Below are 16711 nucleotides of genomic sequence, written 5' to 3' on the forward strand. Positions count from 1 at the left end.
CCCGGAAGGGCGCCCCTTCATGCTCCGCCGACGCGACGACGATTACCCACGAAGGACGGCGGCGCCACGTCAGGACTGGGCATGCACAGGCACGAGACAGTCCACTTCCCCCGCCCGACGGTAGTACTCGATGTGCGGGCGCCCGGGATCCTGGTCGGCGTTCTCGAAGAGCACCTCGAAGGCCTGAGCAAGCTGCCCATAGACCACGGAGGGCTCCCCGCGAAGACGCAGCCGGAGGTAGTCGCCTCCCGGTATCACGGTCTCGTCCAACCGGAGCGGGTTCCCCTCGTCCCTGGCGACTCGCACGGAGGACATCCGATAACGGTCGTCGTCGTTGAAGACCAGCCCCATCATCCGGCGTCCCTGCAACGAATCGAAGGCGTTCTCGAACTCCGGCCACGCTGCCTGGATGGCCGACAGTTCGAACGGGACGTCCCGGCTCAGTGCGGGCGTGTCCGCACGCGTCACCCTGTCGATCACTCCGAGACCGTGGTTGGTGGCTTCCTGACTCATGGTTCCATCAGTACCAGATTCAGCTGCCGACGCGACGGCGGAAGTATTCTCCGCCGCCGGCAGGAGCGTCAGTCACTCGACTCGACGCGCAGATCCGGCATGACCGCCTGGAGGATGCGGTGCAGGCTCATCCCGATCGCCGCCGCCGCACCGAACGGAACGTCCGGCGACACCGTCTCGTAGGCTGCCCGCTCGAGCGCCCGCAACCTCTGCTGGGCGGCCAGGAACATCCCGCCATCCGACTCCTCCACCGTCCAGAGATCGAGCACCTGACCCACTGCGGTGAACGCCTCCTGCAGTACGGGTCGCAATGATTCCGGCATGGGGCTCTCGTGGCTGGTGCCGTGGAGCGCATCCTGAAGCATGTTGGTGATGTTGAGGGTGTGTGATGCTACGGTCTGCAGAACCTCCACACGGTAGTAGTCCCTGGTGATGTCGCGTGGATGGAAACGCCACCGGACGTTGCCTTTCCGGCTCTCATCGGCGTAGCGCAGGGCGTCGCGCGCGTTCCGGGTGGATCTCATCAGGTCGTCCCTGCGCCTGGCCCACCGGGGGTCGTCCTCGGCCCAGTCCTCCTCGAGGGCCTGCCCCATCTCCTGGAGATCCTGGGCAGCCATCCTGCGGAGAGAACTCATCTGACCGACGGCGTCGTTGAAATTCAGCGGCGGAAAGATCAGCCCGCTCACGGCGAGACCCACCACAACCCCTACGATCGTCTGCACGAAATAGGCCAGTGAATACCCGAGATTGTCGTTGCCGATCACGAGGACGAACAATCCCGCAGAGGCTATACCCGTTCCTCCGCCTGCTGTGCGCTTCAGTCTCCCGGCAAGAAGCACTCCCATGCCGACCACGAAGGCGATGGTCAGCCAGTTCGGGTCGCCCGCCCACACGGCGAGGTAGGCCAGCACGATGCCGATGGTGAGGCCGGCCACTGTCTGCAGCCCCTGCGTCAGTGTCCCGGCGACGGTGGGATACATGGCCAGCAGCGCACCGAGAGGCGCGTAGTAGGGGTACTCCGACGGCGTACCCGGCAGCGCGTTCGCGATCGTCCACGCGATGGCAGCGGCGAGCGCCGCCTTGGCCGCCAGGACGAGCTGGGGATCGGTGGCCACGGCACGCACGCGCCCCGTCAGCCCGTCGTCGAAGCGGGCTGCGAGGGTCTCCCGTCTGGGAGTCTTCCTGGGGGACATCCTCGCAGTATCGCACCGCGGCGTTGCTCCCGCACCGGGATCCGCCAGGACGGCACAGCTGGCGTGATCTATCCCCTAGCGTGTAGCAGTCCTTTTTCCCTGCCCGCAACGCGTCGATCGCCCTGCACCACGCACCGGCAGCCGCTACGTTTGTCCACGTACCTGCCACACCTATCGAAGGATCTTCTGTGTCGTCCGCGCTCATCCTGAGCTTCTCCGTGGTGCTCCTCATCGGGGTCCTGATCTCCGAGCGGGCAAGCCGCACCATCCTCTCCACGGCCGTCCTGTTCCTCCTCGCGGGTTTCGTCCTCGGTGAGGGCGTGCTCGACGTCGTCCCGATCGCCTCCGGTGATCCGATCGTCGGCACGCTCGCCGAACTGGCACTGTTCTCGGTCCTGTTCACCGACGGCATGAAGGTCGGCTGGCAGGACCTCCGCTCCGCGTGGCGCCTACCGGGGCGGGCTCTGCTCCTCGGGCTCCCCCTGACACTCCTTGTCACCGCCGTCCTCGCCCACTACGTCGCCGGTCTGCCCTGGCTCGAGTCCTTTTTGCTCGGCGCGGTCCTGGCACCCACCGATCCCGTCTTCGCATCGGCCATCGTGGGCCGGAAGGAAGTACCCGGGAAACTGCGGCACCTGCTCAACGTCGAATCGGGGGTCAACGACGGCCTCGCGCTGCCGATCGTCCTGGTCCTCCTCGCGGTGGCAGGCGGGACCGAGACGGAGGGTTGGGCCCTGGCGGGGGAGATTCTGCTGGGAATCGTCGTGGGCGTCGTGGTTCCGCTCGTGGTCATCACGCTCGACCGCCTCCCCTTCCTCAAGGCCGAGTCGAAGCTCCAGCCGCTGCTGACAGTCTCCATCGGTCTCCTCGTGCTGGCCATCTGCTCCGCGACCCACGCCAATCTGTTCCTCGGCGCCTTCTCTGCCGGCATCACGGTGGCCTCACGCGGGCCCGAGTACCGCCGGGAGTTCGAGCAGTTCGGCGAACTGGTCACGGAGCTACTCAAACTCGCTGCGATCCTCGTCTTCGGTGCCCTCATCACGCCGGACTTCCTGTTCCAGGAGATCCCGCTGCTCGGCTGGGTGTTCGCGGTCCTCGCAATCGTCGCCGCGCGGCCCGCGGCTCTCCTCGTGTCCTTCATCGGCGCCAATCTTCCCGGCAAACAGCGGCTCGCTGCCATGTGGTTCGGCCCGAAGGGCTTCGCGTCCGTGGTGTACGGCCTGCTGGTGCTGGAATCGGGGATCGTCCAAGCCGACTACGTCTTCCATCTCGTGGGACTGGTGATCGTGCTCTCGATCCTCGCCCACTCCTCCACGGACGTGGTGATCGCCCGGCAGTTCGACGACGAGGACGCGCGCCAGCCGACCACCTGATCGGAAGATCACCTGGTCGGGACCGCGAAGGGGTCTTCTCTTCCCCCTCGGACGCGACGATACTGGCGGCATGAGCCTCCTCAGCACAGCGCAGATCCTGGACGCCGGCCTCGCCGACTGGCGGAAACTGCCGCAGGCTCTTCACGCTCGCTTCCTGACCCGGGACTTCACCACGGGTCTCGCCCTCGTGGCGGCCATCGGTGAGCTGGCGGAGGACGCCCGTCATCATCCCGACGTCGTCCTGACCTACCCTCACGTGGACGTGAAACTGCTCAGTCACGACGCCGGCGGGGTCACAGAACGTGATGTTGACCTGGCCCGGAGCATCAGCGAGCTCGCCGCCGGTCGCGGCATCAACGCTGATCCCGGGGCACCCACCGTGGTAGAGCTCGCCCTGGACACCGCCGAGGCACAGACCATCGGCCCGTTCTGGGCGGCACTGCTCACCGGCGATGCCGGGGCGGTGGACGGCGACGACGTCGTCGATCCCAGTGGACGAGTGCCGCTCCTGTGGTTCCAGCACACCGACCACCACGAGACACCCCGGCAGCGTTTCCATCTCGATCTGTGGGTGCCGCACGACGTCGCCGATACCCGCATCGCCGCGGCCGTCTCCGCCGGCGGCCGGATCGTCGACGACGCCGAGGCGCCCTCCTTCACGGTGCTGGCCGATGCGGAGGGCAACCGGGCCTGCGTCTGCACCATTCTCGACCGCTGACGAGCAGCCTCGCCGTGGAGCACGTACCGGAGCGCGTGGACGTGCTCGTCGTCGGAGCCGGGCCCACCGGGCTGATGCTGGCGAACTGGCTCGTGGAACTCGGTGTCAGCGCCCTGCTCATCGACGGCAAGGACGGCCCGACCGTCGAATCCCGCGCGCTCGGCGTGCAGACCCGGTCCATGGAGATCTACGCCCAGCTCGGCGTGATCGACCGAGTTCTCGAGGAAGCCGTCAGAGCCACGGCGATGCGGCAGGGTTTCGGCCGCAGGGCCTTCGGGCCCGTTCCGCTGACCGCACTCGGGCAGGGCCTCACCCCCTACCCCGGGTTGTACGTCCTGGAACAGAGTGCCAACGAGCGGATCCTGGCGGACAATCTGCACGTTCTGGGCGGCGCTGTCCACTGGCGCCACCGTCTGGTGGGACTCGAGGATGCGGGCGCTACCGACGGCGTCGCCGCCGTGATCGAGGGACCGGGCGGATCCGAGGATTCCGCGACTCCGGTGACCGTCCGCACACGCTTCCTCGTGGGATGTGACGGCGCATCCTCCACGGTGCGGTCCCTCCGCGGGATCCCGTTCGAAGGCACCACCAGTCGGCAGATGTTCTACCTCGTCGACGCCGTGGGGGTCAGCGGTCTCGCCCCTGCCTCGGTGAACATCCGGCAGGGCGTCCGCGAGTTCCTCCTCGCCTTCCCCATGCGCCCCGACGCGGCGGGACGCAGTGGCCAGCGGCTCATCGGCATTGCCGATGAGCCCACGAGCGCCGTCACGGAGGACTACGCACGACGACGGCTCCGGGACGCCTTCGGGGTGACCTACGAGGATCACCGGTGGTTCTCCACGTACCGCGTCCACCACAGGATCGCCGCTCGCTTCCGCGACGGGCCGGTGCTGCTGGCAGGAGATGCGGCCCACGTGCACTCCCCCGTCGGAGCGCAGGGCATGAACACCGGGCTGCAGGATGCGCACAATCTGGCGTTCAAGCTCGCCGAGGCTGTCCGGTCGGAAGCTGCGGACGGCCTCCTCGACCGGTACGAGGCGGAGCGCCGGCCCGTGGCACTGCGGCTCCTGGCCACCACCGACCTCCTGTTCCGCGGCATCACCTCCCGGTCCACGACGGCGATGCTGGTGCGGAAGTACGTCCCGCGCCTCGTCCTGCCGCTCGGCGTCGCCGTGCTGCCCCATCTGCCCCTGGGACGCCGACTCGCCGGCTACCTCGGCCAGCTGAGGACCCACTACCCGATGGACGGTGACCCTGCCGGTGTTCCTGGCCGCCGAGGCCGGGCCGCGCGCCGGACTCGCTGCGGACGGCCTGATCGCGTCACGGGACGCCGTTTGCCGTGGACCGGCGAGAACTTCGATGTGCTTCGGGCCGCCGAGTGGGGCATGCACCTGTACGCGGCGGACGACACCACCCGCGCACGGGCCGCGGCTGCCGCCCGGGAGCTCGACCTGCCGCTCCACACCTTCGGGTCCACAAGTGCCACCCCACTCCGCCCGGGTGTGCTGTACCTCGTGCGACCCGACGGATTCGTGGCGGGGGCGGCGTCGCCGGAGACGGCTGTTTCGATCTTCCAGGCATCACGTGAGGGGACGAGCGCGCCGCCGCACCGCCCGGGCGGGACGTGACAGGTACCGGGTGGAGAAGCGCGCGGTCATCGAGCGGCACCTGCGGATCCGCCCGGCCCGTCCTGCACTCCAGCGTCGGCGCCGTCAGCGCCTGCTGGCCGCTGCCGCTCGGCCTGGTCGACGATCGCCCGCTCCACGACGTCGTCGAGTTCGTCCAGGGTGAGCAGCTCGCGCCTGAGGTGCCGCGTGCGGTAGCCGGTGCGACCCACCATGAGCGCCGACACGGGACTGGTGAGCAGCTGGAAGAGCCAGCACAGGAACAGGACCGGCAGCAGCAACCAGCTCCCGGTCTCGACGGCGAGCGCCGCGAGGACGAGCAGGAGCCCGAGGACCTGCGGTTTGGTGGCGGCGTGCATGCGCGAGAGCAGGTCCGGGAAGCGGAGGAGCCCGATACCGGCGGCAAGGGACATGAATGCTCCGCCGATCAGCAGTATCGAGACGATGACATCGGTGAGCACGGTACTATCCCCTGTCCGTCAGGAAGCGGGCCACCGCGACGGAGCCGATGAAGCCGACCAGCGAGATGACCACGAGCAGGATCAGGTGGTCCAGGTGATGGTTCACGATCATGGTGAGGACCAGTGCGGCCGAGATGATGGCGAGAACGACGTCGAGTGCCAGAGCCCGATCGAGGATCGACGGGCCGACGACCGCCCGGTACAGCGCGAGCATCACGGCGAGGGCGAGTATTGACTGCACGACATAGATCACGATGGTCATGGTGTGGACTCCTCGGCCCGCAACTCGTCGAGTTCCTTCCGTGTCCCCATGATGCGGATGAGCCCGGCCTCCGAACGAAGCACCGAGGCGCGCACGGCGTCGGCATCCTTCGGGGTCACGATATTGAGGCAGTGCAGATAGAGCGTCGACGACCCGCGGTCCACTTCCAGGACGAATGACCCGGGAACGAGCGAGGTCACGTGCCCGGTCGCGGTGAGGATGAGGTCCGAGCGGGTGCGCAGCCTCACCGCGACGACGGCGTTCCGCAGATCCGGACCCTTGCTGATGGCGAGCCAGAAGACCTCGAAGCTGGCCGTGACCAGATCGACGAGGAAGCGACCACTGAACGCGATCAGTGACAGGACGTTGAAACGACCACTCAGGCCCACGGGAGGCAGGTAGAAGAAGTTCACCACCACGATCGCGATGATGAAACCCGGTATCAGCGTGCCCGGGCCGAAATCCTGCCAGAGGGCGCTCCACACGAGTGTGAGCCAGATGATGAGCGGAATATCGGTGACGAGGGAGAACTTCTGCCGACTCATGTGCCGGCTCCGACTCCGAGGACGGCCTCGATGTAGGGCGTCCTCTCGAGCATGTCGGCTGCTGCGTTGTCGGTGAGCGTGTAGAGCGGACCGGCGAGGAACGTCAGGGCTACTCCGAGGGTGACGAGCCCGATCGTGGGGCCCGTCATCGAGCCGGGCAGGAGCTTCACGGACTCCTTCGCGAGGGAGGTTCCGGTGATCTGATCAGCCACCCGGTGCATTCCACTCGCGGTCGAGTCCGGTGCCGTGCCGACGAGCAGGATGGGCTCCGGATCCTCGACATCCTCCGTGCTGCGCCAGAACGCACGGTTCCACACCCGCGCCATGACGAGCAGTGTCAGCAGACTGGTGAACACTGCCCCTGCTACGAGGACGAAGGCCAGGGGCGTGCCGGCGTCCACGCCCGCCTCGAGCAGTCCGAGCTTCCCGAGGAACCCCGAGAACGGCGGTATCCCAGCCAGGTTCATGGCGGGGATGAAGAACAGGATGCCCAGCAGTGGCGACAGTCTGGCCAGGCCGCCGAGCCGGTCGACGTCCGCCGTTCCGGCGCGGCGCTCCACCAGCCCCGTGACGAGGAACAGGCTCGTCTGGATGATGATGTGGTGCACCACGTAGTAGACGGCAGCCGCCAGGCCGAGCCGTGAGGACAGTGCCAGCCCGAAGACCATGTAGCCGATGTGGCTGATGAGGGTGAAGGACAGCAGCCGTTTGAGATCGGACTGCGCCAGGGCGCCGAGGATCCCCACGACCATGGTGACCAGGGCGACCACCATGAGGAACGAACCGAGCCGACCGCCCGGGAACAGGAGGGTCTCCACACGCACCATGGCGTACACACCCACCTTGGTCAGCAGCCCCGCGAACACCGCCGTCACCGGGGCCAGCGCGGTGGGGTAGGAATCCGGCAACCAGAAGTACAGCGGGAAGACAGCGGCCTTGATACCGAACGCCACGAGCAGCATCAGGTGCAGCACCAGTTGCGTCGCCGGGTCCACGTCGTCGAGCTTGGTGGCCAGGTCGGCCATGTTCACCGTGCCCGTGGCTCCGTAGATCATCGCGATGGCTATGAGGAACAGCATCGAGGACACCACGGACACCACCACATAGGTGATTCCTGCCCGTACCCGCGGCGCCGTCCCGCCGAGTGTCATCAGCACGTAGCTCGCGGTCAGCAGGACCTCGAAGCCCACGTAGAGGTTGAAGAGATCTCCCGTCATGAAGGCGTTCGAGACGCCGGCCACGAGGATCAGGTACGTGGGATGGAAGATCGACACGGGCGCCTCGTCGCCGCTGTCCTCCGTCCCCTGGCCCGCCGCATAGATGAGCACCACGAGACTGACCGCCGAGGACACCACGAGCATGAGCGCCGAGAACTGGTCCACCACGAGCACGATGCCGAACGGTGGCTCCCAGCCTCCGAGGCGCACCGCGTGCGTCCCGGCGGAGGGAGCCGCCAGGAGCATCACCACTGCGAGACCCAGGGTGAGTCCCAGGACCGTGACGCTGACCAGGCGCTGGGCACGGGAGTACCGCATGAGGATGAACGCCACGGCGGCACCGAGGAGGGGCAGCGCGACGGCCAGCGGCGCGAAATCGGCGGCGATCACCGTGCCTGCCCTCCCGTCGATCCGGACGCGGACCGCGACCCGGACGCAGGTGTGGTCCTTGCACGAGGGAGGGGACGTACCTCGGCGGGGTGCGGGAACTCCGAGGCGTCCGCCGCCCTGTCGGCGTCGTCCGCGTGCCCGTAGTCGTCCTCGGTCTCACGGCGCAGCGACTCGGGATCGTCCTGCACCTCGTCCTTCCGGCCCAGGACCCACGACCGGTAGATCAGGCCGAGCATGAACGAGGTCACCGCGAAGGTGATGACGATCGCCGTGAGGATCAGGGCCTGTGGCAGGCTGTCCACGTAGTCCCGCCCCGATGTTCCCTCCGTGTAGAACGCCGCCGCGCCGCCGACCCCACTCATCGCGAGGATCAGGATGTTCACGCCGTTACCGAGCAGGATCAGGCCGAACAGCACGCGCGTCAGGCTCCGCTCGAGCAGCAGGTAGAGACCCGCGGCGAGGAACGCGGCCATGAGCACGATCAGCGTGAGGTCGACGGTCACGGGCGCACCTCCTCGATGGTCGATGGTACGGCGGCGTCCTGCGCGGACTCGTCCTGCGGCAGCGGCCCCGTTTCCGTCCGGACGTCGAGTTCCGAACCCAGACTCCGCAGGACATCCAGGACGAGCCCTACGACGATGAGATAGACCCCGATGTCGAAGAAGGTCGAGGTCGCGAACTCCACGTCACCGATCAGGGGCAGGCTGAACTCCAGGATGTAGCTCTGCAGGACGGCGCCTCCGAACACCAGGGGCACCATCGCGCTCATGAAGGCGACGAGCAGGCCGGTGCCGAGCAGCGCACCGGCGCTGAGCGGGGTCGCCTCGCCGAGTTCGAAGCGGCCACCGGCAAGATAGCGGATCGTCAGGGCGATCCCCGCGAGGAGCCCACCGGCGAAGCCGCCGCCGGGCAGGCTGTGTCCGGCGAACAGGAGATAGATGGAGAGCACGATCACGGTGTGGAACAGCAGACGCGTGATGACCTCGAAGATGATCGATCGCCGCTCGGGCGCGAGTGTTCTTCCCGCGACCAGCCAGGGGTCCCGGGCGGCTTCGGCGAAGTGCGCGGCGAGTTCACGTGCTGCTTCCGCACGGCCTCCGGCATCCAGGGACTCCTGTGTGCGATCGACCGAGCCGTCCTCGACGTCGACGGCCCGCTTCCTCGTGTCGCTGCGTCCACGGATGAAGATGAGGCTGGCGATCCCGGTGGCGGCCAGCGCCAGGACCGTGATCTCGCCGAAGGTGTCCCATGCCCGGATGTCCACGAGGAGGACGTTGACGGTGTTGGCGCCGCCGCCCTCGGTGTAGGCCAGCTCGGGATACGCCAGGGAGATGGGCGCCGCCGTCCTGGACGCCGCGGCTGATACCGCGATCACGGCGATGATGGAGCCGAACGCGATGCTCAGACCCCCCCGCAGCAGTCTGCGCTGGTTCCCGGCCCTGCTCCACAGCCCCGAGGGCAGCGACCGCAGTGCCAGGACGAACGCCACGAGCACGATGGTCTCCACGAGCATCTGGGTGAGTGCCAGATCCGGTGCACCATGCAGGGCGTAGATCAGGACCAGGCCGTACCCGGTGACACTGACCATGAGGACGCCGGTGAAGCGCCTGCGTGCCCTGAGCGCGCCGACGATGCCCACCAGGATGGCCAGTGCGACGACCACCTCGGCCGGCGATTGCGCCCACTGCACGTCGGTGGCCATGGGTGCCCGGAGGAGGACGAGGGCCGTGAGCGGCACGAGGACCGCGGTCGCCAGGATGACGTACAGGTAGAACGCGAGGGAGCCTCGCTGCGTCCGGCCGGTGACCCACCGCGCGACGACGTCGAGGACGCCGAGCACGGACCAGTAGACGGCCGCCGCCTCGCGGACGTGGGGAAGACGGGACTGGAGCCGCTCGACCGGGCCGCGCAGCAGGAACAGTGCCACTCCTGCACCGAGTGTCACCACGGTCAGTACGAACGACAGACCGATGCCGTGCCACAGGGCCAGATGCGGGGCTGCGACAGTGGAGGTGAAAGTCGTCGCGTACGGCTGGACCAGGATGTCGAGCGGGTCGGGCCAGAGCCCGAAGACCACGGAGGCGACGGCCAGGACGGCCGGCGCGAGGAGGAAGGCGACCGGGACCTTCGCGAAATCGGTCCGCGGTGTCCCGTGCTTGAGCGCGAATCCTCCCCAGACGAAACGCGCGCTGTAGGCGAAGGTCAGGATCGATCCGAGGACGACCCCACCGAGCAGAAGAGTGCCGATGATTCCCTCCTCTGCCTGGACCACGAAGGCTTCGTACACCGCTTCCTTGGCGACGAAGCCCACCAGGGGCGGAACTCCGGCCATCGACGCCGCCGCGACCAGTGCCACCACGAAGAGCGCCGGCGACGCGGACCCTACGCCGGAGAGCTTCCTGAGATCCCGGGTACCGGCCTCGTGGTCGATGATCCCCGCCACGAGGAAGAGCGTCGCCTTGAAGAACCCGTGGGCCAGCAGCAGGCCGAGCCCGGCAACAGCGCCGTCCCGTCCGCCGAGCCCCACGACCATGGTCAGGAACCCGAGCTGGCTCACCGTCCCGTAGGCGAGGACGAGCTTGAGGTCGAACTGCCGCAACGCCCGCCAGCCTCCGAGCAGCATCGTCGTCATACCGAGGAGGAAGATCATCGGGTACCACAGGGTGGTCTCGCTGAAACCGGGCGCGAAGCGGGCAATGAGGAAGATCCCCGCCTTCACCATGGCCGCGGCGTGGAGGTAGGCACTCACGGGTGTCGGCGCGGCCATCGCCGCCGGCAGCCAGAAGTGGAAGGGCACCAGCGCGGACTTGGTGATGGCTCCGACCAGCACCAGCGCGATCGCGACGTCGATGATCGTTCCGCGGGCGGCAAGGGCATCCGCGCCGGCGAGGATCTCGGAGATGCGGTAGGTACCGGCCCCCTCACCGAGGATGATCAGGCCCACGAGCATGGTCAGGCCGCCGGCGGTCGTGACGATCAGCGCCTGGAGGGCGGAGCGACGCGCCGAGAGGCGGTGGCGCGAGTACCCGATCAGCAGGTAGGACAGGATGGTGGTCAGTTCCCAGAAGATGAACAGCAGGATCAGGTCATCCGCGAGCACCAGTCCGAACATCGCTGCCGCGAAGGCGAGCAACTGCGCACCGAATGCCCCGAGGTCGGCGTCGTCGTCCTTGAAGTAGCGCGCACAGTAGAACAGGACCAGGGCACCGACTCCCAGGACGAGGATGCACAGGACCGCCGCGAGCGCGTCGAGCCGGAAGGCGAGCTCGAGGTGCACGCCGGGGATCCACGGGACGGTGACGGACGGCGGAGCGTCGCCGCCGACCAGGGCGCCCTGGTCGGCGGACAGAACATCCGGGAGCATGACGAGGAGCCAGCCGAAGGCCGCTGCGGGTGCGGCCGCGAGGATGAAGAACGCCGACCGTCCTAAGCGGGAGAAGAGCGCGGGCGCCACGAGTGCCAGCGCGAACATCGCGATGAGCACAGTGAGCATGGTCTCGCTTCTCCGCTGCAGGGATGGTCGGGCTGTCGAAGTCTATCGGCGGGACCGCCACGACACTGCATCCATGACGCGGTATTCATGACGCGTTCCTGCCGGGGAGGGCGAACAGGTACCATGCCTGTCCTGCACGACTAGCATCACCCTATGAGTACGCATCAGCAGGGTCCGGGCACTCCTGCCGAAGCACCCGGCCCGGCTGTGGGCTCCGGGCGGATCCTCAGCAGGCCGGTGCTGGCCTGGGCCTCGTGGGACTGGGGCTCGGCGGCCTTCAACGCCGTCATGACCACCTTCGTCTTCACGGTATATCTGACCTCCGAGGCGTTCGGCGATGAGGCACGCACCTCGCAGGTGCTCGGCTGGGGCCTCGCAGCCGCCGGGCTGCTGATCGCGCTCCTGGCTCCCATCACAGGCCAGCGCTCGGATACCGGCGGACGGCGGAAGCGGTGGCTCGGGGTCAACACCCTCTTCGTCGTCGTCCTGACCGGCCTGTGCTTCTTCGTCCTCCCCAACCCGCAACTGCTCGTCCTCGGAGTGGGACTCATCGCGGCCGCGAACATCTTCTTCGAGTTCGCCGGAGTCAACTACAACGCCATGCTGAGCCAGATCTCGACGCCGTCGACCATAGGGCGCGTGAGCGGGTTCGGCTGGGCCATGGGTTATGTCGGGGGCATCGTCGCGCTCGTGGTGGTGCTGCTGGTCTTCATCTCACCGGTGGTCGACTGGTTCGGGGCCTCCAGTGACAACGGACTGAACATCCGGCTCGTCGCTGTCTTCTCAGCCCTTTGGTTCGCGGTGTTCGCGCTCCCGGTGCTGTTCACCATCCCGGAGCTCCCGCGCAGCACCGCCGCTGCCCGGCTCGGGTTCCTGGCCTCCTACGGTCTGCTCCTGCGGCGTGTCCGGCAGATGTACCGGCAGAGCCCGCACACCATCTACTTCCTGCTCGCCAGTGCCATCTTCCGCGACGGGCTCGCCGCCGTCTTCACCTTCGGCGGGGTCCTCGCTGCGGGCGCTTTCGGCTTCTCGACGAGCCTCGTGATCGTCTTCGCGATCGCCGCCAACGTCATCGCTGCCGCGGGTGCGGTGATCGGTGGCTTCCTCGACGATCGGCTCGGCCCCAAGCGGGTCATCATCGCGTCGCTGATCGGGCTGCTGGTGGCCGGGTCGGCGATTCTCCTGCTCGGCACCCGAACGTACTCCTTCTTCGGGCTGGAGTGGACCTCGGACACCACGTTCTGGGTCTTCGGCCTGCTCCTGACGCTGTTCGTGGGGCCGGCGCAGGCGTCGTCGCGTGCCTTCCTCGCGCGCCTCGCGCCCGTGGGCGGGGAGGGCGAACTCTTCGGTCTCTACGCGACCACCGGCCGCGCCGTGAGTTTCCTGGCCCCCACGCTCTTCGCCGTGAGTATCGGCATCTTCGGCTCCCAGCTCTACGGCGTCATCGGGATCCTCGTGGTCCTGCTCGCCGGCCTGATCCTGCTGCTGCCGGTGAAGCCGCCCGCACAGGTCGACCGCGCGGTCCTGCCGGTGGCCTGAAGCCTCAGGTAGCGGGGGCGGAGATGTCGGTGCGATGGAAGTTCAGGTGGCTGCGCGACGCCGTCGGGCCCCGCTGGTTCTGGTAGCGGTTGCCGTACGTTCCTGACCCGTAGGGGTGCTCCGCCGGGGAGGTGAGCCTGAAGAAGCACAGCTGGCCGATCTTCGACCCGGGCCACAGCTTGATGGGCAGGGTGGCCATGTTGGACAGCTCCAGGGTCACATGACCCGAGAACCCGGGGTCGATGAAGCCCGCCGTGGAGTGCGTCAGCAGGCCCAGGCGCCCCAGCGAGGACTTGCCCTCGAGGCGCGCAGCCACATCGTGCGGCAGGGTCACGGTCTCGTAGGTGGAGCCGAGGACGAATTCGCCAGGGTGCAGGATGAACGGTTCGTCGGCTGCTACCTCGACCAGGCGCGTGAGCTCCGGCTGGTCCTCCGCCGGATCGATGTGCGCGTACTTGTGGTTGTCGAAGAGCCGGAAGTAGCGGTCGAGCCGGACATCCACGCTCGAGGGTTGCACCATCGCCGGGTCAAAGGGGTCCAGGATGATGCGCCCGGCGGCGATGTCCGCCCGGATGTCACGGTCTGAGATCAGCACCGTCCAAAGCTACCAGCCCACCCGCGACCCTCCTGAGCCCTGTGGTCAGCGGCCGATCTCGGTGCGGACCGCGAAGAGTTCGGGGAAGAAGGTCAGTTCCAGGGCCCGCTGGAGGAAGCCGACGCCGGACGAACCGCCCGTGCCGGTCTTGAACCCGATGGTCCGCGCAACGGTCTTGAGGTGCCGGAAGCGCCACAGCTGGAAGTTGTCCTCGAGATCCACCAGCTCCTCGCACGCCTCGTAGATGTCCCAGTGGCCCGCCGCGTCCTCGTACACCTCCTTGTACACGGCGACGAGCTCGGGCGAGAACTCGTGGGCCGTGCTGACGTCGCGATCCAGCAGGGCCTGGGGAATGCGATACCCCCGGCGGGCGAGCAGGGCGATGAACTCGTCGTAGATGCTGCTCTGCCCGAGCAGTTCGCGCAGCAGGGCCTGCGCGGTGGGATCGGCATCGAAGACCTCGATCATGGCAGCGTTCTTGTTGCCGAGCAGGAACTCCACCGCACGGTACTGGTAGGACTGGAAGCCGCTCGAGGAGCCGAGGTCACCGCGGAACTCCGCGTACTCGGAGGGTGTGAGGGTAGCCAGCACCGACCACTGCTCGGTGAGCGAACGCTGGATGTGCTTGATGCGGGCAATGCCCTTCATGGCGGCCCGGAGATCGTCCGCCTGCAGCTTCAGGCGCACCGCACGGAGTTCGTGGAGGACGAGTTTGAGCCACAGCTCCGAGGTCTGGTGCTGGATGATGAACAGCATCTCGTCGTGGTGCTCGGGGGAGCTCACGGGCCGCTGCGCGTCCAGCAGCCGGTCCAGCTCCAGATAGGAGCCGTAGCTCATCTTGTCCGAGAAATCCCGCTCGATGCCCTGCTCCAGCCTGCGGGTGTTCCGCTCCACGCTCATGGACCAAGCCTACGTGCCGTGATTCGTCGGCCGGTGGGTCTACGGTGGGACACAGCGAAGGAGGCCCCCATGCCGCGGATCCACTGCAGTATCGTCCCCCCGTACCTGCTGGACCGGATCGCCGGGCTCGGCGATCCGCAGCTCGCCCTGGCCTCCCGGGCCGCACGCCATGCGCTGGTCGAGCTGGACCCCGTTCTGCAGAATCGCGCCGAGGCTCTGAGTGCGCCGGTCCGCCGGGGCGGCGCGGTCGTCGGCACACTGCACCGGCGCATCCACGACGCCGGTACCCGGGAGGAGCTGCCCGGGACTCTGCTCCGCGAGGAGGGTGCCACTGCCACGGGCGACCTCGCCGCCGATGAAGCCTACGAGGGGCTCGGCGCCACCTATGCGCTCCTGAGCGAGGAGTACGGACGGAGCTCGGTCGACGGGATGGGCAAGGCCCTGCATGCCACGGTCCACTACGGGATGAACTACGACAACGCCTTCTGGGACGGCGAACAGATGGTGTTCGGCGACGGTGACGGTGAGATCTTCACCCGCTTCACGGCGTCGCTCACCGTCATCAGCCACGAGCTGACCCACGGCTTCACGCAGTACTCCACGAATCTGGAGTACCAGGGCCAGTCAGGGGCGCTCAACGAGTCGCTCTCGGACGTCTTCGGTGTGCTGGTGGAGCAGCGGCTGCTCGGTGAGCCGGCAGAGACCGCCTCCTGGCTCGTGGGCAAGGGCATCTTCACCGACCAGGTGGAGGGAGAGGCACTGCGCTCGCTCAAGGCGCCGGGCACGGCATTCGACGACGACGTCCTCGGCAAGGACCCGCAGCCGGCCACCATGGCCGACTACGTGGAGACGTCCTCCGACAACGGCGGCGTGCACATCAACTCCGGCATCCCCAACCACGCGTTCTACCTCGCGGCGACAGCGCTCGGCGGGCCTGCGTGGGAAGGCGCGGGGCGCATCTGGTACGACGCCGTCGTCAGCGGCAGTGTCCTGACCGACTGCGACTTCCGCACCTTCGCCGGAACCACGCACGACGCCGCGGTGCAGCGCTTCGGGGCCGGGAGCCGCGAGGCCGGGGCCGTCGCCGGAGCGTGGACCCGGGTGGGTGTCCCGGTGTGAGGATCGAGATCGCCCGATCCGGCGGCGTCGGTGGACTCACGCGGACCTGGACCGTCGACGTCAGCAGCGCCGAGGCCGAGCAGCGGTGGCTTCCCCTCGCCGAAGCCGAAGTCCCTCCCGTTCCGGGGGACGAGCGTGACCGCTTCACCTACCGCATCACCATCGGCTACACCGAGGTCCACCTGCCCGAGAGCCGGCTCGAGGAACCCTGGCGGGAACTGATCGACCGGGCGCGAGCGGCAGCGGTGCCTGCCACGCCGGAGGACCCACCGTCGAGCGTCGAGCCGGGCACTGCCGGGACCGACGCCGTCCGCGACCCCGGGGCCCAGGCGTAGGACGGCTGTCGTCCTGCGAAGGCGATACCACTGCGGTGGGTGGAGTTGTGTTTGAGCCCGGCTGGGGGTGGGGTAGGCTCGATCTCGTTGTTCCACAGGGACTGGCGGGCGATGACCCGGACGGTCCCGCTGCGGGCGTAGCTCAATGGTAGAGCGCTAGCTTCCCAAGCTCGATACGCGGGTTCGATTCCCGTCGCCCGCTCCCTCGTGTACTTCCGATGTATATCTGCTGTACCTCCGCCGGCGATCGATGCCATTGGATGCCGATCGATGCGGGCGCGTCCTCCGCGGTCTCCCGACCGGCCTGCCGCTGGCCTCACCGCTCCAGCACCCCTGTGGTGGCGATGCCCTTCCCTTCATGTGGTGGACTCCCCTGGTCGAGGGCTCGATGGCTGCTGTCTAGCGAATCGCGGCCTCAGGGCATATGGTCAAA

The 16711-nt window shown here is 67.8% G+C and carries 16 protein-coding genes and 1 tRNA gene; 7 read left to right on the forward strand and 10 right to left on the reverse strand.

Annotation, left to right across the window (positions count from 1 at the left end):
- Window positions 1-69 precede the first annotated feature (69 nt).
- Both E8P82_RS00870 and E8P82_RS00875 read right to left on the reverse strand, forming a co-directional pair.
- On the reverse strand, window positions 70-513 hold the full coding sequence (locus E8P82_RS00870; RefSeq protein ID WP_136452602.1) for a GyrI-like domain-containing protein: 444 nt from the start codon (window positions 511-513) through the stop codon (window positions 70-72).
- A 68-nt stretch (window positions 514-581) separates the two neighbouring features.
- A complete protein-coding gene (locus E8P82_RS00875; RefSeq protein WP_136452603.1) occupies window positions 582-1706 on the reverse strand; it encodes an FUSC family protein in 1125 nt (374 codons plus the stop codon).
- 188 nt (window positions 1707-1894) lie between these two features.
- Here E8P82_RS00875 and E8P82_RS00880 point away from each other — a divergent pair, with 188 nt between their 5' ends.
- The 3 genes from E8P82_RS00880 (at window position 1895) to E8P82_RS00890 (ending at window position 5425) form a co-directional block, all read left to right on the forward strand.
- Window positions 1895-3079, forward strand: a complete 1185-nt coding sequence (locus E8P82_RS00880) for a cation:proton antiporter (protein ID WP_168796458.1) — start codon at window positions 1895-1897, stop codon at window positions 3077-3079.
- A gap of 70 nt (window positions 3080-3149) precedes the next feature.
- The gene (locus E8P82_RS00885) at window positions 3150-3797 is read left to right on the forward strand and encodes a 4a-hydroxytetrahydrobiopterin dehydratase (protein ID WP_136452604.1); all 648 of its coding nucleotides are present in this window, start codon (window positions 3150-3152) and stop codon (window positions 3795-3797) included.
- 14 nt (window positions 3798-3811) lie between these two features.
- Window positions 3812-5425, forward strand: coding sequence for an FAD-dependent monooxygenase (locus tag E8P82_RS00890; RefSeq protein ID WP_211096765.1), 1614 nt, complete (start codon window positions 3812-3814; stop codon window positions 5423-5425).
- A gap of 26 nt (window positions 5426-5451) precedes the next feature.
- Here the strand turns inward: E8P82_RS00890 and mnhG are convergent, their stop codons facing one another.
- The 6 genes from mnhG to E8P82_RS00920 are packed head-to-tail and all read right to left on the reverse strand — an operon-like array spanning window position 5452 to window position 11790.
- Window positions 5452-5883 (reverse strand): monovalent cation/H(+) antiporter subunit G, encoded by a 432-nt coding sequence (gene mnhG, locus E8P82_RS00895; RefSeq protein ID WP_281275755.1) that lies wholly within the window; start codon window positions 5881-5883, stop codon window positions 5452-5454.
- 4 nt (window positions 5884-5887) lie between these two features.
- Window positions 5888-6145 carry an MrpF/PhaF family protein gene (locus tag E8P82_RS00900; protein ID WP_136452605.1) on the reverse strand — a complete coding sequence of 86 codons (258 nt, stop codon included), beginning with the start codon at window positions 6143-6145 and terminating at the stop codon, window positions 5888-5890.
- The gene (locus tag E8P82_RS00905; protein ID WP_136452606.1) at window positions 6142-6690 is read right to left on the reverse strand and encodes a Na+/H+ antiporter subunit E; all 549 of its coding nucleotides are present in this window, start codon (window positions 6688-6690) and stop codon (window positions 6142-6144) included. The genes E8P82_RS00900 and E8P82_RS00905 overlap by 4 nt, the downstream gene beginning before the upstream one ends.
- The gene (locus tag E8P82_RS00910) at window positions 6687-8297 is read right to left on the reverse strand and encodes a Na+/H+ antiporter subunit D (protein ID WP_136452607.1); all 1611 of its coding nucleotides are present in this window, start codon (window positions 8295-8297) and stop codon (window positions 6687-6689) included. Before E8P82_RS00910 ends, E8P82_RS00905 begins: the two co-directional genes overlap by 4 nt.
- Window positions 8294-8800, reverse strand: a complete 507-nt coding sequence (locus E8P82_RS00915; RefSeq protein ID WP_136452608.1) for an NADH-quinone oxidoreductase subunit K — start codon at window positions 8798-8800, stop codon at window positions 8294-8296. Before E8P82_RS00915 ends, E8P82_RS00910 begins: the two co-directional genes overlap by 4 nt.
- Window positions 8797-11790 carry a Na+/H+ antiporter subunit A gene (locus E8P82_RS00920; RefSeq protein WP_136452609.1) on the reverse strand — a complete coding sequence of 998 codons (2994 nt, stop codon included), beginning with the start codon at window positions 11788-11790 and terminating at the stop codon, window positions 8797-8799. Before E8P82_RS00920 ends, E8P82_RS00915 begins: the two co-directional genes overlap by 4 nt.
- Window positions 11791-11943: 153 nt before the next feature.
- Between E8P82_RS00920 and E8P82_RS00925 the strand changes: the two genes are divergently transcribed.
- Window positions 11944-13329: an MFS transporter gene (locus E8P82_RS00925; RefSeq protein ID WP_136452610.1), complete on the forward strand. Its 1386-nt coding sequence runs from the start codon at window positions 11944-11946 to the stop codon at window positions 13327-13329.
- A gap of 4 nt (window positions 13330-13333) precedes the next feature.
- On the opposite strand, the gene dcd is transcribed toward E8P82_RS00925, so the two are convergent.
- Together dcd and kynA are read right to left on the reverse strand one after the other, a co-directional pair.
- A complete protein-coding gene (gene dcd / locus E8P82_RS00930) occupies window positions 13334-13924 on the reverse strand; it encodes a dCTP deaminase (RefSeq protein ID WP_136452611.1) in 591 nt (196 codons plus the stop codon).
- 45 nt (window positions 13925-13969) lie between these two features.
- Entirely contained in the window at window positions 13970-14824 is an 855-nt protein-coding gene (gene kynA / locus E8P82_RS00935) for a tryptophan 2,3-dioxygenase (RefSeq protein WP_136452612.1), read from the reverse strand.
- Window positions 14825-14893: 69 nt separating this feature from the next.
- Here kynA and E8P82_RS00940 point away from each other — a divergent pair, with 69 nt between their 5' ends.
- The 3 genes from E8P82_RS00940 to E8P82_RS00950 all read left to right on the forward strand — a co-directional run bounded on the left by E8P82_RS00940 (window position 14894) and on the right by E8P82_RS00950 (window position 16480).
- The gene (locus E8P82_RS00940; protein ID WP_136452613.1) at window positions 14894-15943 is read left to right on the forward strand and encodes a M4 family metallopeptidase; all 1050 of its coding nucleotides are present in this window, start codon (window positions 14894-14896) and stop codon (window positions 15941-15943) included.
- Window positions 15940-16278, forward strand: a complete 339-nt coding sequence (locus E8P82_RS00945; protein ID WP_136452614.1) for a protealysin inhibitor emfourin — start codon at window positions 15940-15942, stop codon at window positions 16276-16278. The genes E8P82_RS00940 and E8P82_RS00945 overlap by 4 nt, the downstream gene beginning before the upstream one ends.
- 131 nt (window positions 16279-16409) lie before the next feature.
- Window positions 16410-16480, forward strand: a tRNA-Gly gene (locus E8P82_RS00950).
- Window positions 16481-16711: the final 231 nt, after the last annotated feature.

The organism is Arthrobacter echini (assembly GCF_004803505.1).
Lineage (GTDB): Bacteria > Actinomycetota > Actinomycetes > Actinomycetales > Micrococcaceae > Arthrobacter_D > Arthrobacter_D echini.

Excerpts from the sequence above, each read along its gene's own strand:
- E8P82_RS00925 (WP_136452610.1), top strand. The coding sequence starts at position 11,944 with ATGAGTACGCATCAGCAGGGTCCGGGCACTCCTGCCGAAGCACCCGGC.
- E8P82_RS00875 (WP_136452603.1), bottom strand. The coding sequence starts at position 1,706 with ATGTCCCCCAGGAAGACTCCCAGACGGGAGACCCTCGCAGCCCGCTTC.
- E8P82_RS00940 (WP_136452613.1), top strand. The coding sequence starts at position 14,894 with ATGCCGCGGATCCACTGCAGTATCGTCCCCCCGTACCTGCTGGACCGG.
- E8P82_RS00870 (WP_136452602.1), bottom strand. The coding sequence starts at position 513 with ATGAGTCAGGAAGCCACCAACCACGGTCTCGGAGTGATCGACAGGGTG.
- E8P82_RS00905 (WP_136452606.1), bottom strand. The coding sequence starts at position 6,690 with ATGAGTCGGCAGAAGTTCTCCCTCGTCACCGATATTCCGCTCATCATC.
- E8P82_RS00920 (WP_136452609.1), bottom strand. The coding sequence starts at position 11,790 with ATGCTCACTGTGCTCATCGCGATGTTCGCGCTGGCACTCGTGGCGCCC.
- E8P82_RS00885 (WP_136452604.1), top strand. The coding sequence starts at position 3,150 with ATGAGCCTCCTCAGCACAGCGCAGATCCTGGACGCCGGCCTCGCCGAC.
- E8P82_RS00900 (WP_136452605.1), bottom strand. The coding sequence starts at position 6,145 with ATGACCATCGTGATCTATGTCGTGCAGTCAATACTCGCCCTCGCCGTG.
- kynA (WP_136452612.1), bottom strand. The coding sequence starts at position 14,824 with ATGAGCGTGGAGCGGAACACCCGCAGGCTGGAGCAGGGCATCGAGCGG.